This is a genomic window from Pseudomonas xantholysinigenes, assembly GCF_014268885.2.
Lineage (GTDB): Bacteria > Pseudomonadota > Gammaproteobacteria > Pseudomonadales > Pseudomonadaceae > Aquipseudomonas > Aquipseudomonas xantholysinigenes.
This window is the reverse complement of sequence record NZ_CP077095.1, coordinates 2,986,686-3,001,780: the sequence shown is the minus strand read 5'-3', so window position 1 is coordinate 3,001,780 and position 15,095 is coordinate 2,986,686. Positions and strand designations below refer to the sequence as shown.

At 65.7% G+C, this 15,095-nt stretch carries 12 protein-coding genes; 7 read left to right on the top strand and 5 right to left on the bottom strand.

Translation table 11 applies throughout. The features are described from left to right. Window positions 1–256: 256 nt before the first annotated feature. Together HU772_RS13275 and HU772_RS13270 are read right to left on the bottom strand one after the other, a co-directional pair. Complete coding sequence (locus HU772_RS13275; protein WP_186659551.1) at window positions 257–1,408, bottom strand: acyl-CoA dehydrogenase family protein; 1,152 nt, start codon at window positions 1,406–1,408, stop codon at window positions 257–259. A 16-nt stretch (window positions 1,409–1,424) separates the two neighbouring features. Beyond that, window positions 1,425–2,495, bottom strand: a complete 1,071-nt coding sequence (locus tag HU772_RS13270) for an enoyl-CoA hydratase/isomerase family protein (protein WP_186659549.1) — start codon at window positions 2,493–2,495, stop codon at window positions 1,425–1,427. A 300-nt stretch (window positions 2,496–2,795) separates the two neighbouring features. On the opposite strand from HU772_RS13270, the gene HU772_RS13265 reads away from it, so the two are divergent. The 3 genes from HU772_RS13265 to HU772_RS13255 all read left to right on the top strand — a co-directional run bounded on the left by HU772_RS13265 (window position 2,796) and on the right by HU772_RS13255 (window position 6,606). Continuing rightward, window positions 2,796–3,644: a helix-turn-helix transcriptional regulator gene (locus tag HU772_RS13265; RefSeq protein WP_186659547.1), complete on the top strand. Its 849-nt coding sequence runs from the start codon at window positions 2,796–2,798 to the stop codon at window positions 3,642–3,644. Between the two features lie 67 nt (window positions 3,645–3,711). Further along, on the top strand, window positions 3,712–5,202 hold the full coding sequence (locus HU772_RS13260) for an aldehyde dehydrogenase (protein WP_186659546.1): 1,491 nt from the start codon (window positions 3,712–3,714) through the stop codon (window positions 5,200–5,202). A 21-nt stretch (window positions 5,203–5,223) separates the two neighbouring features. Beyond that, window positions 5,224–6,606, top strand: coding sequence for an aspartate aminotransferase family protein (locus HU772_RS13255; protein WP_186659544.1), 1,383 nt, complete (start codon window positions 5,224–5,226; stop codon window positions 6,604–6,606). 76 nt (window positions 6,607–6,682) lie between these two features. Here HU772_RS13255 and HU772_RS13250 read toward each other — a convergent pair whose 3' ends face one another. Continuing rightward, on the bottom strand, window positions 6,683–7,465 hold the full coding sequence (locus HU772_RS13250) for a helix-turn-helix transcriptional regulator (RefSeq protein ID WP_186659541.1): 783 nt from the start codon (window positions 7,463–7,465) through the stop codon (window positions 6,683–6,685). 188 nt (window positions 7,466–7,653) lie between these two features. Between HU772_RS13250 and HU772_RS13245 the strand changes: the two genes are divergently transcribed. Next, complete coding sequence (locus HU772_RS13245) at window positions 7,654–9,018, top strand: APC family permease (RefSeq protein ID WP_186659539.1); 1,365 nt, start codon at window positions 7,654–7,656, stop codon at window positions 9,016–9,018. 16 nt (window positions 9,019–9,034) lie between these two features. Continuing rightward, the gene (locus HU772_RS13240; protein WP_186659537.1) at window positions 9,035–10,150 is read left to right on the top strand and encodes a DmpA family aminopeptidase; all 1,116 of its coding nucleotides are present in this window, start codon (window positions 9,035–9,037) and stop codon (window positions 10,148–10,150) included. A 134-nt stretch (window positions 10,151–10,284) separates the two neighbouring features. On the opposite strand, the gene HU772_RS13235 is transcribed toward HU772_RS13240, so the two are convergent. Beyond that, window positions 10,285–11,613 carry an MFS transporter gene (locus HU772_RS13235; RefSeq protein WP_186659535.1) on the bottom strand — a complete coding sequence of 443 codons (1,329 nt, stop codon included), beginning with the start codon at window positions 11,611–11,613 and terminating at the stop codon, window positions 10,285–10,287. Between the two features lie 155 nt (window positions 11,614–11,768). On the opposite strand from HU772_RS13235, the gene HU772_RS13230 reads away from it, so the two are divergent. Then, a complete protein-coding gene (locus HU772_RS13230) occupies window positions 11,769–12,866 on the top strand; it encodes a sugar diacid recognition domain-containing protein (RefSeq protein WP_186659533.1) in 1,098 nt (365 codons plus the stop codon). A 128-nt stretch (window positions 12,867–12,994) separates the two neighbouring features. After that, entirely contained in the window at window positions 12,995–14,137 is a 1,143-nt protein-coding gene (locus HU772_RS13225) for a glycerate kinase (protein WP_186659531.1), read from the top strand. A gap of 67 nt (window positions 14,138–14,204) precedes the next feature. Here HU772_RS13225 and HU772_RS13220 read toward each other — a convergent pair whose 3' ends face one another. Then, on the bottom strand, window positions 14,205–14,618 hold the full coding sequence (locus tag HU772_RS13220) for a hypothetical protein (RefSeq protein WP_217858715.1): 414 nt from the start codon (window positions 14,616–14,618) through the stop codon (window positions 14,205–14,207). Between the last annotated feature and the right edge of the window lie 477 nt (window positions 14,619–15,095).

Here is a 15,095-nt window from a genome sequence, read left to right as displayed (position 1 = left end):
AGCCCCCCGTTCATGCCTGGTCTGTTGGCCCAGCCGTGCGCTGCGGCGTGGGAATGGTCAATAGAGTTTAGCCGTTAAGCAAGCACGTGCTCTGCGCTGCCCGGTTCGCCAGCAAGGCCGGACGGCACGGTCACCTGTAGGAGCGGCCCTGCCGAGGCGTCGGACCGGTCGGAAAGGGCTGCAACGCAGCCCCGGCAATCTTGAATTGAAGCGGCCACATCCGAAAAAAGCGCAAAGACCTTGAAAGGGCTGGGTGTCAAAGCGAATAGTGCTTGAGCTCCCGCGCGATCAGCATGCGCTGGATCTCGCTCGACCCTTCGTAGATCTGGGTGATCCGCGCATCGCGATAGTATTTCTCCACCGGGTAGTCCTCCAGGTAGCCATAACCGCCATGCACCTGGATGGCCATCGAACAGACCCGCTCGGCCATCTCCGAGGCGAACAGCTTGGCTTGGGACGCCTCTGACAGGCAGGGCTTGCCAGCACTGCGCAGGCGCGCGGCATGCAGGATCAGCAGGCGCGCGGCATTGACCTGTACCTGCATGTCGGCCAGCAGGTTGGCGATGCTCTGGTGCTCGTTGATCGGCTTGCCGAATTGAATGCGCTCGCGCGAATAGGCCAGCGCGGCCTCGAACGCCGCGCGGGCGATGCCCAGGGCCTGCGCGGCGATGCCGATGCGCCCGCCCTCCAGGTTGGACAGGGCGATAGCCAGGCCCTTGCCGCGCTCACCGAGCAGGTTGGTGGCGGGGATGCGGCAGTTGTCCAGGGTCACCGCGCAGGTGTCGGAGGCGCGGATGCCCATCTTGTGCTCGCTGCGGTCGACCTTGAAGCCTGGGTTGTCGGTTGGCACCAGGAACGCCGACAGGCCTTTCTTGCCCAGGTCAGGATCGGTGACCGCGAAGACGATGGCCAGCTTGGCCCGGCGCGCGTTGCTGACGAACTGCTTGGCGCCATTGATGACCCAGTGGCCATCGACCAGTTCGGCGCGAGTGCGCAGGTTGTGGGCTTCGGAGCCGGCCTGGGGCTCGGTCAGGCAGAAGCAGCCGATCACTTCGCCACTGGCCAGCTTCGGCAGCCAGGCCTGTTGTTGCTCGGGGTTGCCGTAGGCCAGCAGCGGGCCGCAGCCGACCGAGTTGTGGATGCTCATCATCGCGCCCGTGGCACCGTCGCCGGCGGAGATTTCCTCCACCGCCAGGGCGTAGGCCACGTAGTCGGTGTAGCTGCCGCCGAACTGTTCCGGGGCGACCATGCCGAGCAGGCCCAGTTCGCCCATCTTGCGCACCACTTCGTCGTCGATCCAGCCGGCCTTTTCCCAGGCCTGGGCATGCGGGGCGATCTCGCCGCGGGCGAAGTCCCGGGCCATGTCGCGGATCATGATCTGTTCTTCACTCAGTTCCAGGTCTTGCATCTGTGTACTCCCGGGCTCACAGGCCTTCGAAGAATTGCTCGACGCGCTGCGTGGTCAGGCCGGCCAGGGTCGGCGGGTTCCAGCGCGGTTGCTTGTCCTTGTCGATGATCAGGGCGCGCACGCCTTCGATGATGTCGCCGTGGGCGAACCACTGCCGATCGATGTGCAGCTCCATGGCGAAACAGTCTTCCAGTGCCAGGTGGCGACCGCGGCGCAGCAGTTCGAGGGTCACGGCCATGGCCAGCGGTGAGCGGGTCTCCAGCAGGGCGGCGGTGTCCAGCGCCCATTGATGGCTGTCGCCGATGCTCACCGCGCGCAGTTGCTCGATGATGCTGGGCAGGTCGGGCAGGGCGAAGAAGTGGTCGATCACCGGGCGCAGGGCGGCCAGCGGCGCATTGTCGAGCACCTGGGTGCCGAGGCGGGCCAACAGGCCTTGCAGGTCCTTGAGCGGGTGTTCACCGAATTGCAGTTTATCGAGGCCAGCATCGAGCGCCTCGAGCTTGGCGCTGTCCAGGTACCAGTCGGCCAGGCCGCAGTACAGCGCGTCGGCCGCCTTGATCTGGGTGCCGCTGACGCCCAGGTAGATACCCAGCTCGCCAGGCACGCGAGGCAGGAAGTAGCTGCCGCCGACATCCGGGAAGTAGCCGATGCCGACCTCGGGCATGCCCAGGCGGCTGCGTTCGGTGACCACGCGCAGGTCGCAGCCCTGGGCCAGGCCCATGCCGCCGCCGAGGGTGAAACCATCCATCAGCACCAGGATCGGCTTGCGGTAGCGATGGATGCACAGGTCGAGGGCGTACTCTTCGACGAAGAAGTTCTCGTGAAGTGTCTCGCCAGCCTTGAAACTGTCGTGCAGCGAGCGGATATCGCCCCCGGCGCAGAAGCCCTTGGGGCCTTCGCCGCGCAATGTCACCGCGTGCACCTGCGGATCGTCGGCCCACTGGTCAAGGTGTTTTCGCAGGCTGCGGACCATGTCGAGGGTCAGGGCGTTGAGGCCGGCGGGGCGGTTGAGGGTGAGGTGGCCGATGTGGTTGCGGACCTCGGCCAGTACCTGATCCGTTGCCGAGGGTTGAGCGTGCGCGGTCATCGCGGTCTCCCTGCTTTGTTATTGATTTTCCAAGTGAAGTCCTGGAATGCGCGGGCGGATCGAACGATCCTGTCATGCAAATTTACCCTGCACAATTGGCAAATCTGCAGGGCGACCCTGCATTTTTATTATTCCGTGCATTCCTGGCCTGACGCGGCACTGTAGCAATTCCTCGCCCCCTGTAGGAGCGGTCCTGCGATGGTCGTCCACATGCTGGCGCTCACCCCGAAGGGTGATAGCCGCTCCATCGTCCCCATGAAACAATCCCGCCCAGCACTCACCCTGGCGGGGACGACAACAATGAGCAACGCCCAGCTGAACTCACCCAACTGGTACGCCCGGATGGCCCGTGTGGTCGATGCCATCGGCACGCCCGGTTTCGTCGAGGAGCTATTCGCCGCGCTCAACCAGTTGGCGCCGTGCCAGGCCATCACGGTGTTCCTCTATCCGCGCAAGGGCCTGCCTTCGGCCCTGTTCGTCAGGGATGACGAAGGGCCCTGGCTGCCCGAGGGCAACGTGCAGAAGTACCTGGAAGGCTACTACCTGTTGTGCCCGTTCTACCGCGCCTGCATGGACGGCGTGCCTGCCGGTTGTTACCGCCTGAGCGATGTGGCCCCCGACCATTTCAAGCGCAGCGAGTACTACACCGCGTTCTACCAGCACGCCCACCTGGAAGACGAGCTCAACTACTTCGTGCCTTTGGACGCGCAGCTGTCCATCGCCGTCGCCCTGGGTAGCGTGCGCCGCCTCGCCGGCCGCGAGGTGCGCGATCTCAAATGCGTCGCCGCCTGGGTGGTGGCCAGCGTGCGACGGCACTGGGGGCAGTTGGCCAGCGGCGCCTCGGGTGGGCGCTTCGAAAGTGCCTTGGGCCGGCAGATCAACGCCGCGCTTAACAACTTCGGTTCTTCGCTGCTTACCGAGCGCGAGTGCCACATTGCCCAGTACCTGCTGCGCGGCCACTCGACGCGGTCATTGGCCGAGCGCCTGGGCATCAGCGAAGACACGGTCAAGAGCCACCGCAAGAACCTCTACGCCAAGCTCGACATCGCCACCCACGCCGAGTTGTTTTCGCTGTTCATCGCCTCCCTGGCGCAAACCCAGGAAGGCTTGAGCAAGGACCCGCTGGAAAGCTACCTGCGACGGCGCTGAACCACCGCTTCACCTCATCCATACAACGACAATCACCGGCCCGCGCATGGCCGGAGGGGAGACCTGCGTGCATACCAAAAGCGATTGGCAGCAGCGCGCTGCACGGCAACGCTTCATCACCACGGCGTTGATCGAAGGCCGGCCAGTGTCGGCCAGCTCTGGCGAAACGTTCGATGCCATCAATCCGGCAACCAACCAGCGTCTGGCACAGGTGGCCGCTTGTGGCGACATGGAGATCGACCTGGCCGTGGCCGCTGCCCGTAAAGCTTTCGAACAGGGACCTTGGGCACGCATGGCCCCGGCCGAGCGCAAGCGCGTGCTATTGCGCCTGGCCGAGTTGATGCTGGCCAACCGCGAGGAGCTGGCCTTGCTCGACTCGTTGAACATGGGCAAGCCGGTGATGGATGCCTACGCCATCGATGTGCCGGGTGCGGCCCAGGTGTTCGCCTGGTACGGCGAGGCGCTGGACAAGCTCTACGATCAAGTCGCGCCCACCGCGGCCAGCGCCGTGGCGATGATCACCCGCGAGGCCCTGGGCGTGGTGGGCGCGGTGGTGCCGTGGAACTTCCCGCTGGACATGGCTGCCTGGAAGGTCGCGCCGGCCTTGGCCGCCGGCAACAGCGTGGTGCTCAAGCCTGCCGAGCAGTCGCCGTTCTCGGCCTTGCGCCTGGCCGAGCTGGCGTTGCAGGCCGGCGTGCCCGAGGGTGTGTTCAATGTGGTGCCGGGCCTGGGCGAAACGGCGGGGCGCGCCCTGGGGCTGCACCCGGACGTGGATTGCCTGGTGTTCACCGGGTCGACCCAAGTGGGCAAGTACTTCATGCAGTACGCCGCGCAGTCGAACCTCAAGCAGGTGTGGCTGGAGTGCGGTGGCAAGAGCCCCAACCTGGTGTTCGACGACTGCCGCGACCTGGACCTGGCCGCGGAGAAGGCTGCGTTCGGCATCTTCTTCAACCAGGGCGAAGTCTGCTCGGCCAACTCGCGGCTGTATGTGCACCGGTCGATCCATGACGAATTCGTCGAGCGCCTGGTACGCAAGGCCCGCGAGTGGTTGCCGGGCGACCCGCTGGATCCTGCCAGCCGTGCGGGCGCGATCGTCGATGCGACGCAGACCGCGCGTATCGAAGCCGCCATCGGCCAGGGCCGGGAGGAGGGCGCGCGCCTGCTGTGCGGCGGCGAGCGCTTGAGCGTGAACGGTTCGCAGAACTTCATCACGCCAACGATCTTCACCGGCGTGAACCCTGGCATGACCCTGGCCCGGGAAGAGGTCTTCGGCCCGGTGCTGGCGGTCAGCGCCTTCGACGATGAGGAGCAAGCCATCGCATTGGCCAACGACAGCGTCTATGGCCTGGCGGCCTCGGTATGGAGTGACGACCTCAACCGCGCCCACCGCGTCGCCCGGCGCCTGAAGGTCGGCACCGTGTCGGTCAACACCGTCGATGCGCTGGACGTCAGCGTGCCGTTCGGTGGTGGACGCCAGTCCGGTTTTGGCCCCGACCTCTCGCTGCATTCGTTCGACAAGTACACCCAGCTCAAGACCACCTGGATCCAGCTGCGCTGACCTCTACCTAGGAGCACAACCATGAACGCACCCTTCACCGTCACCCGCGAGACCCGCGACTACCAGGCCAGCGACGCGGCCCACCACATCCATGCCTTCCTCGACCAGAAGGCGCTCAACGCCGAGGGGCCACGGGTGATCACCCGCGGCGAGGGCCTGTACTTGTGGGACAACGATGGCCGCCGCTACCTGGATGGCATGTCCGGACTGTGGTGCACCCAGCTGGGTTATGGGCGCAAGGACCTGACCGCCGCCGCCGCCGCGCAGATGGACCAGCTGGCCTACTACAACATGTTCTTCCACACCACCCACCCGGCGGTGATCGAGCTGTCCGAACTGCTGTTCAGCCTGCTGCCCGGTCACTACAGCCATGCCATCTACACCAACTCCGGCTCCGAGGCCAACGAGGTGCTGATCCGCACCGTGCGCCGCTATTGGCAGGTGGTCGGCCAGCCGCAGAAGAAGATCATGATCGGCCGCTGGAACGGCTACCACGGCTCGACCCTGGCCGCCACGGCGCTGGGCGGCATGAAGTTCATGCACGAGATGGGCGGGCTGATCCCGGATGTGGCGCATATCGACGAACCTTACTGGTACGCCGAGGGCGGTGACTTGAGCCCGGCCGAGTTCGGTCGCCGCTGCGCCTTGCAGCTTGAAGAAAAGATCCTCGAACTGGGCGCCGAGAACGTGGCTGGCTTCATCGCCGAGCCGTTCCAGGGCGCCGGTGGCATGATCTTCCCGCCCGAGAGCTACTGGCCCGAAATCCAGCGCATCTGCCGCCAGTACGATGTGCTGTTGTGCGCCGACGAGGTGATTGGTGGTTTCGGCCGTACCGGCGAATGGTTCGCCCACCAGCACTTCGGTTTCGAGCCTGACACCCTGTCCATCGCCAAGGGCCTGACCAGCGGCTACGTGCCCATGGGCGGGCTGGTACTGAGCAAACGCATCGCCGAAGCGCTGGTGGAGCGCGGCGGGGTGTTCGCCCACGGCCTGACCTATTCCGGGCACCCGGTGGCGGCGGCGGTGGCCATCGCCAACCTCAAGGCCTTGCGCGACGAGGGCATCGTGCGCCAGGTCAAGGACGATACCGGGCCGTACCTGCAGCGCATTCTGCGCGAGGTGTTCGCCGATCACCCGCTGATTGGCGAGGTGCAGGGTGCCGGGTTGGTGGCGGCCTTGCAGTTCGCCGAGGACAAGGCCACGCGCAAGCGCTTTGCCAACGAGAACGAGCTGGCCTGGCAGTGCCGCACGTTCGGTTTCGAGGAAGGGGTGATCATCCGCTCGACCCTGGGGCGGATGATCATGGCGCCGGCGCTGGTGGCCAGCCGCGGCGAGCTGGATGAATTGGTGGAGAAGACCCGCATCGCCGTGGATCGGGTGGCGGGGATGGTGGGCCGGCGCTGAGCCCTGATGGCGGCTGGGGGCGCTATGCGCCCCTTTCGCGATACAAGGCCGCGCCTACAGGTGCGGCCTTGTGCCATCAAGGATCCTGCGGATCGTGCCCCAGCGACTGCAGGAACAACGAGAACAGCTCCGGCTGCGACGAGATGTCCAGCTTGGCGTACAGGTGCCGACGATGCACCTTGATGGTCTCGGGCGAAATCGCCAGCCGCTCGGCCATGGCCTTGGACGAATAGCCGCGCAATATCAACCGGGCGATTTCCAGCTCGCGCTCCGACAACACCTTGGCCCCGAACAGGCTCATGGCATCGCGCACCATGACTGGCGCCGGGCGCTGCTCATGGCGTTGCCAGTGCTGGCCCATCAGCGCCACCACCCACGGACAGACCACCATCAACAGGCCATGGCGCGCCGGGTCGAAACGCTCGCGGGTGCCCAGCGACAATGACAGCGCACCGCTGTCGCCGAGCTGGACGATGAACTGCACTTCGTCCTCCAGCACATGGTCGTGGAAGTACTTGAGGTAGTAGTCGCTCTGCCGGAACTGGTCCGGCGCCACTTCTTCCAGGCGGTGCAGGCCGTCGCCGATGCGCTCCTGGCAGGCCTGGTAGAACGGATCGAGCTGGTACAGGCCGCTCAGGTACAGGGCCATGGCCTCGGGGTTGCCTTCGCCACGGGCGTCGAAGATCTCCAGCGCGCGGGGCAGGCCGTCGCGCGGGTAGTGCATGGCCAGGGCGTTGTCGAACGGCAGCCAATGCTGCAACAACAGGATCAACTGGCGCCAGAAGCGCGGCTGGCCGATCTGCTCGATGGTACGGGCCAAGCCCGCATGGGCGCTGGTTTCGATGAACAGACTGTGCATGGAGGGCTCTGGGTTGCCAGCGAACTGGGGCACCGCAGTCTTCGAGCTTTTCCACCCGCCCGTCAAGAGGCGTACCCCCTTTGGGTAATTGGCCCAAGCATCGGGCCGGCCTAGAGTCCAGCCAGGTCCAGCGGCCGCGCGACCGGGTTTTGCCCTCACCACCAATAACAATTCAGAGGAAAAACGCCATGAGTTCCAGCGAAGCGCCCACCAGCGCGCTCAAGCAGCGCCTGGGTGTGTTCGATGTGGTCGCCATCACCGTGTCGGCGGTGACCCCGGCCAGTTCCGTGTTCGTCATCGCCCCGTTCGCCATCCAGCAGGCCGGCAGCGGCGCGTTCCTGTCGTTCATCATGGCCGCTGTCCTGGCGCTGATGTTCGCCTGGTGCTACGCCGAACTGGGCCGTGCCCATAGCTCGGCCGGTGGTGAATACGTGTACGCCAAGCGAGTGTTCGGCGGGCTGGCGGGCTATGCCACCTTCCTCACTGTGCTGGCGTCGATGCTGTTCATTCCGCCAGTGCTGGCCGGTGGCGCGGCCACCTACCTGAACAACGCCCTGGGCACGCGCTTCGACACCCAGAGCGTGGCGCTGGTGATCGTAGTCAGCAGTTATGCCCTGGGCATTCTCAATATCCGCCTCAATGCCTGGATCACGGGCTTGTTCCTGTTCTGCGAGGTCGCCGCGCTGCTGGTGATCGTGGTGCTGGGCTTTGGCCACGCCAGCCAGCCAGCGGCCAGCCTGTTGCAGCCGCAGATGCTCGAACAGGGCACCCTGAGCGCCGCCCCCTGGGCGCTGGTGCTGGGGGCGGTGGGCATGGCGCTGTTCGCCTTCAACGGCTACGGCGGCGCGGTGCTGCTGGCCGAGGACATGAAGGACCGCGGCCGTACCGTGCACCGCGCGGTGTTGTGGTCGCTGGCGGTGGTGGTGGCCATCGAGGTGATCCCGTTGGCCGCGCTGCTGCTCGGCGCGCCTTCGCTGGAAGCGATGCTGGCCAGCGGCGACCCTATCGGTTACCTGCTCACCGCCCACGGTAACGAAACCTTGGCCCGGTTGGTCAGCGCCGGGATCTTCCTGTCGGTGTTCAATGCCATCGTCGCCATCGTCATCCAGGTCGGGCGCGTGGTCTACAGCAGCGGCCGCGACGCGATCTGGACGCCGGCGCTGAACCGCGCCTTCACCCTGATCCATCCGCGCTGGGAATCGCCATGGCTGGCCACGCTGTTCCTCGCCGTGCCCTCGGCACTGCTGAGCCTGGCGGGCAGCCTGGAGCAGTTGACCTCGTTCACCGTGTTGCTGTTGCTGCTGATCTACCTGGTGGTGGCGGCCTGCGCATTGTGCAGCCGGGTGCTGCGTCGCGACCGCGAACACCCGTACCGCATGCCGCTGTGGCCGTTGCCGGCGTTGCTGGCGGTCAGTGGCGCCGGCTGGCTGCTGGTGACCCTGCTGCGCGAGGCGTCAGGGCGCGATTTGTTGATCATCCTCGGGCTGCTGGCGCTGTCGGTGACCCTGTACAGCACCCACGGCCGGCTCAGCCCGACCTTCCAGAAATTGTGAGAACCAAGGAGTACACATGCGTGCGCGTCAACTGGGCATCACCCTCGGCCACGGCACCCCGGGCCCGTTCAATGCCATCACCGATGTGCCCGGCGTGCGGGTCGGCCACAGCACCTTGCTCGACGAGCAACGCCCGGCGCCGATTCGCACCGGGGTCACGCTCATTGAGCCGCGCCTCGGGCCGGCACGCCTGGCGCCTTGCTTCGCCGGCTGCCATGTGCTCAATGGCAACGGCGATGCCACGGGGCTGGAGTGGATCCGCGAGGCGGGGCTGCTGACCACGCCGATCGCCATCACCAACACCCACAGCGTTGGCGTGGTGCGCGACGCGCTGATCGCCGCCGAGCGCGAACGCCTGGCCGATGACGCGGTGTACTGGTGCATGCCGGTGGTGATGGAAACCTTCGACGGCGTGCTCAACGACATCTGGGGGCAGCACGTCACGCCGACCCAGGTGCGTCAGGCGTTGGAAAATGCGGCAACCGGCGTGGTGGCCGAAGGGCCGGTCGGTGGCGGCACCGGCATGATCTGCCATGAGTTCAAGGGCGGTATCGGCACGGCTTCGCGGCGGCTGGCGGACGACCAGGGCGGCTGGACCGTTGGCGTATTGGTGCAGGCCAACCATGGTCAGCGCCGGGAGCTGCGGGTCGATGGCTACCCGGTCGGGCGCCAGTTGGGGCATCTGCCATCGCCGTTTGCCGAGCAACGCACCGGCACGCCGGGCATGGGCTCGATCGTGGTGGTGATCGCCACGGATGCGCCATTGCTGCCGCACCAGTGCCAACGCCTGGCGCAGCGGGCGTCGATCGGTATCGCCCGCACGGGTGGCGGCACCGAGGACTCCAGTGGCGATATCTTCCTGGCGTTCGCCACTGGCAACCAGCAACTGCCACCCGCCGATTACGCGCGCCAGACACTGGCGCAGTGTTCGCAGGTGCGTATGCTCAACAACGACCATATCTCGGCATTGTTCCTGGCGGCGGCGGAGGCAGTGGAGGAGGCCATCGTCAATGCGCTGCTGGCAGGAAGGACAATGGTTGGCAAGGGTGGGGCGGTGGTGCCGGGGCTGGATGGCGATACGCTATTGACGGCGTTGCATGAAACCGGCTGGAAGCCTCGCGAGCAAGGCTGAGATCTGCTGCGGGATTGTCGCAAGGCTTTGGTTTGACGCGCCCCCCTGTGGGGGCGGGTTCACCCGCGAATGCGTCGGCGGATTCACTGGCGCATTCACGGGTAAACCCGCTCCCACAGGATAGAACGCAGAACTCAGTCGGCGCGGGCCAAGGCGGGGCGACCCGCACGCGAAACCCGCAGGGCCACCAGGCTACCAACCACGATCAACGCCGCCAGCGCATACAATGCCGCATCGGTGGAGCCGGTCTGGTCCTTGATGAACCCCACCAGGTACGGGCTGAGAAAGCCCGCCATCTGCCCCACCGAGTTGATGATTGCCAGGCCCGCCACGGCGGCGCCGGCGCTAAGCAGCGCGGTCGGCATCGGCCAGAACATCGGCAGGCCGGTGAGGGCGCCCATGGTGGCGATCGACAGGCCAACAATGGCGATGGTCGGATGGGCGGCGAAGTTCACCGCGATCACCAGGCCCAGGGCGCCCATCAGCATCGGTACCACCAGATGCCAGCGCCGCTCGTTGCGCAGGTCCGCCGAGCGTCCGACGACGATCATGAACACCCCGGCCAGCAGGTACGGGATGGCGCTTAACCAGCCGATCAGCAGCGGGCTGTCGAAGCCCATGTTCTTGATGATCGATGGCAGCCAGAAGTTGATGGCATACACGCCGCTCTGGATGCAGAAGTAGACGAAGCCGAAGGTCCAGATCAGCGGGTTGGCCAGCACCGCCAGCACGCCGTCGCCGCGGGTGACTGGCTTGCCGGCGGCGTCGGCCTTGAGGTCGGCCTCGATCAACTGGCGCTCGGCCGGGCTCAGCCAGGCGGCCTTCTGGTAGCTGTCGCTGAGTAGCACGATGGCCAGCGCGCCAAGCACCACGGTGGGCAGGCCCTGGATCAGGAACATCCACTGCCAGCCCGCCAGGCCGTGCTGACCGGCGGCGAAGTGATCAAGAATCCAGCCGGAGAACGGCCCACCGAGCAGCCCCGACACCGGGATCGCCGACATGAACAACGCCATGATCCGCCCGCGACGGTCGGCCGGGAACCAGCGCGAGAGGTACAGCACCACGCCGGGGAAAAAGCCCGCCTCGGCGGCGCCGGTGAGCAGGCGCAGGGTGTAGAACTCGGTGGGGGTGGTGACGAACAGCAGGCAAGTGGACAGGCTGCCCCAGGCGATCATCATCAGCGCGATCCAGCGTCGCGGCCCGAAGCGGTTGAGCGCCAGGTTGCTGGGCAGGCCGCAGAGCACGTAGCCGATGAAGAAGATGCCGGCGCCCAGGCCGTACACCGTTTCGCTGAATTTCAGGGCGTCGAGCATCTGCAACTTGGCAAAGCCGACATTGACGCGGTCCAGGTAGTTGAACAGGTAGCAGATGAAAATGAACGGGATCAGCCGCAGGGTGATGCGCCGGTACAGCGCGTCGCGGGTGATGTCGGTGCCTTGGTCAGGGGCGGGGCTGTGTGCCATGATCGGGTTCTCTGTTGTTATGGTTATCGCCGCGTCGCCTGTGCCGGCGCTCGCCATGAAAAGTCTCGGGGAGTGTAGCGCGGCTGTCTTTGTGCTTTTGCACAGCGTCGGCACCTGGCTGCTGTGCCGCCGACCAAAGCCTGAGGATCTTCTGCATGTTCGAACTGGACCACGACCTGGCCCAGGATATCGTCGACCGGGCGATGGCCATCCTGCCGTGCAACGTCAATGTGATGGACAGTCAGGGGCTGATCCTCGGCAGCGGCGAGCCCGAGCGCATCAACACCCGCCATGAAGGTGCCCAACTGGTGCTGGCCAATGGGCGCATCGTCGAGCTCGACGGCGAGGCGGCCAAATGCCTGAAGGGCGTGCAGCCCGGAGTCAACCTGCCGTTGATGCTCGATGGCCGGCTGATCGGCGTGCTGGGCCTGACCGGCGATCCGCAGCAACTGCGCACCTATGGCGAACTGGTGCGCATGACCGCCGAGATGCTCCTGGCCCAGCGTCACCTGCAGGTGGAGCAGCAATGGCGCCGGCAGCGCTGCGACGACTTGCTGGCCTTGCTGCTGGGCGGCAGCGGCGAGTCGCCACGCCTGGTCGATGAGGCGCAGCAACTAGGCCTGAAACCCAACCTGCCACGCGTTCCCTGTCTGTTCGAGTTGCAATCCGGGCCGCCGGCCGAGGCGTTGTCGGCCTGGTTGATGAGCCGCTACCCGGATAGCTGGTGCGTCAGCCCGGCGCGCCAGTCGTTGCTGTGGTGCCGTCCGGCGGGGGCGCAGTTGGACGAGCCGCGCCTGCTCGAGCGCCTGCAACGTCATGGCTGGGCGGTCGAGCGTCTGGCCTTGGGCAGCCCGGCGCACAGCCTCGAGCAATTGCGCCGGGGCTATCGCCGGGTGCGTGACCTGCTGGCCTATGGCCGTGAAGTACTGCCCGCCGAACGCTTGCTGAACCTGGCCCGCTATCGTTTGCCGGCGCTGTTGTGGCGCCACCGCAACGATGACGCGCTGGATGAGTTGCTCGAACCGCTGCAGCGCATCCGCGCCAAGGACACCAGCGGCCAATTGCTCGCCACTCTGCGCGCCTGGTGCGCCCATGACGGCCAGAGCCAGGCGTGCGCCGATGCGCTGGGGATTCACCGCAACAGCTTGCGCTATCGGTTGGAGCGGATCGCCGAGGTGGGCGAGGTGGACCCGCTGCGGATGGAGGGGATGCTCAGCTTGTACCTGGGTTTACAACTGCTGCCCGTCGATTGACCAGGCGTCGCCATCCTGGGGGCGCCAGGCATTCGCCCAAACGATCTCCTGGGCTTTTTGTGCATACGACCGAGGCCGCGCTGCCGCGCACCTGTCAGCATGCGCGGTAACAGGACAGGAGAATCCCCATGAAAATCGTCATCGCCCCCGACTCGTTCAAGGACAGCCTCGATGCTGCCAGCGTCGCCCAGGCCATCGCCAGCGGCTTGGCCGAAGTCTGGCCGACGGCCGAGTTGCGCGAATGCCCCATGGCCGATGGGGGCGAGGGCACCATGGCCGCTATCGTCGCCGCCAGCCACGGCGAGCAGCGTCGCCAGTGGGTGCGCGGCCCGTTGGGCGAACCCGTGCAGGCCAGTTGGGGCTGGTTGCCGGAGAGCCACACTGCCGTGATCGAAATGGCCGAGGCCAGCGGTATCCAACTGGTCCCCAACGCCCAACGCGATGCCTGTCGCAGCAGCACCTGGGGCACCGGCGAGCTGGTCGGCGCAGCCCTGGCAGCCGGCGCCCGGCGCATCGTCCTGGCTATCGGTGGCAGCGCCACCAACGACGCTGGCAGTGGCATGTTGCGCGCGCTGGGCCTGCGGTTGTACGACGCCGCGGGCGAACCGCTGGAGGAGGGTGGCTTGGCCTTGGCGCAGTTGGCACGTATCGACGCCAGCGCGCTCGACCCACGGCTGGCCCACGTGCAAGTGGAGGTCGCCGCCGATGTCGACAACCCGCTGTGTGGCGCCAATGGCGCCTCGGCGATCTTCGGCCCGCAGAAGGGCGCCAGCCCCGCTCAGGTTCAGGCGCTGGACCAGGCCTTGAGCCATTTCGCCGACCATTGCGTACGGTTGTTGGGCAAGGATGTGCGCGACGAGCCGGGCAGTGGCGCGGCCGGCGGCATGGGCTTTGCCGCCAAGGCGTTCATGGGCGCGCGATTCCGCCCCGGGGTTGAAGTGGTCGCCGAACTGGCCGGGCTGGAGGCTCTGGTGCAGGGCGCCGATCTGGTGATCACCGGCGAGGGCCGTTTCGATGCCCAGACCCTGCGCGGCAAGACCCCGCTGGGCGTGGCGCGGGTGGCCAAGCGCCATGGCGTGCCGGTGGTGGTGTTGGCTGGAACCCTGGGCGCGGGTTACGAGCAGTTGTATGCCTACGGCATCGATGCCGCGTTCGCCCTGGCCAGTGGGCCGATGAGCCTGGAGCAGGCCTGTGCCGAGGCTGGCGCACTGCTCAAGGCGCGTGCAGCCGATGTGGCGCGACTGTGGCAGGTGGCCCGTATCAGCCGCTAGGCACCGAGTTCTCCAAGGCTGGGTGGGACGCAGCAGCATCCGCTCCCGCCCAGTAGTCTGCTGCACCTCATGGGCCGTTATAGGTCACCGAGAAGCTGAAGGTTGCGGATTCGGGGGAGTCTGCATAAAGGCCGACTGCGGTGAGGACGTGGGTGCCTTCAGTAAGTCCATTGAGTTTAGCTTCCCAGTAAGCGTGTTCATCGACGCGCGCCTTGGTTAATTCGAGGCCATTCTCGCGAATGGAAATCTCGGTATTTGCCTGTGCTGTCCCACAGAGGCTCGATGATCGTCCAACTGTTCCACCACCGCGGGAAAAATAGGAACCGGCAAGGAGAAACAATATATGGGGGGGCAGCTGTGCCATCTTTCTTCTCACTGTGAATTGGAGGGGGGCAGAGATATAAGTGGCTCGATTGATAGGTTTTGCGGTAACCCTTTGACTGTCGATAGATATTCGAGCCTGCTCGCTTGGGTCAGTCATTGTCTGCTCCGATCATGCTGAAGAGGGCCAACAGAAAATACAGCCACTACGACCCTGACCTCTACTGGCAAAAATAACAGGTACTAGTGTCCTTTCTTGGAAATGAGCTGTTCACTTTTGGCGGCGTCTCGGGCCCCTGGCCGGCGTTGCCACTCCTCGCCATAGCCGTGCTATGAGTCGTCGCGGCGCCTTGCCCGAACACCCAAGCCACTCGCCAAAAGAGAACGTATTTCCGAGACAGGCCTAGGGCCTGCGTAGCGATCTACGGTGAAAGCATTTCGCGTAAAGCAAGACAGCCCTGTTCGTGTATCTGGACAAGGCATTCATGAGCGCGCTATTGCGGTTGGGATGATGGAGGTAGTGGCCGGTTCGGCCAGCCTCGAGGCCTGCTGCCGGACACCCTGTCGGCTGGTTCGCCAGCAAGGCTGCCCTACCCGCGACAAGTTGTCTGCTTGACTGGAGGAGGGTATAGCTGAT

Excerpts from the sequence above, each read along its gene's own strand:
- HU772_RS13275 (WP_186659551.1), bottom strand. The coding sequence starts at position 1,408 with ATGCAAGACCTGGAACTGAGTGAAGAACAGATCATGATCCGCGACATG.
- HU772_RS13270 (WP_186659549.1), bottom strand. The coding sequence starts at position 2,495 with ATGACCGCGCACGCTCAACCCTCGGCAACGGATCAGGTACTGGCCGAG.
- HU772_RS13265 (WP_186659547.1), top strand. The coding sequence starts at position 2,796 with ATGAGCAACGCCCAGCTGAACTCACCCAACTGGTACGCCCGGATGGCC.
- HU772_RS13255 (WP_186659544.1), top strand. The coding sequence starts at position 5,224 with ATGAACGCACCCTTCACCGTCACCCGCGAGACCCGCGACTACCAGGCC.
- HU772_RS13250 (WP_186659541.1), bottom strand. The coding sequence starts at position 7,465 with ATGCACAGTCTGTTCATCGAAACCAGCGCCCATGCGGGCTTGGCCCGT.
- HU772_RS13245 (WP_186659539.1), top strand. The coding sequence starts at position 7,654 with ATGAGTTCCAGCGAAGCGCCCACCAGCGCGCTCAAGCAGCGCCTGGGT.
- HU772_RS13240 (WP_186659537.1), top strand. The coding sequence starts at position 9,035 with ATGCGTGCGCGTCAACTGGGCATCACCCTCGGCCACGGCACCCCGGGC.
- HU772_RS13235 (WP_186659535.1), bottom strand. The coding sequence starts at position 11,613 with ATGGCACACAGCCCCGCCCCTGACCAAGGCACCGACATCACCCGCGAC.
- HU772_RS13230 (WP_186659533.1), top strand. The coding sequence starts at position 11,769 with ATGTTCGAACTGGACCACGACCTGGCCCAGGATATCGTCGACCGGGCG.
- HU772_RS13225 (WP_186659531.1), top strand. The coding sequence starts at position 12,995 with ATGAAAATCGTCATCGCCCCCGACTCGTTCAAGGACAGCCTCGATGCT.
- HU772_RS13220 (WP_217858715.1), bottom strand. The coding sequence starts at position 14,618 with ATGACTGACCCAAGCGAGCAGGCTCGAATATCTATCGACAGTCAAAGG.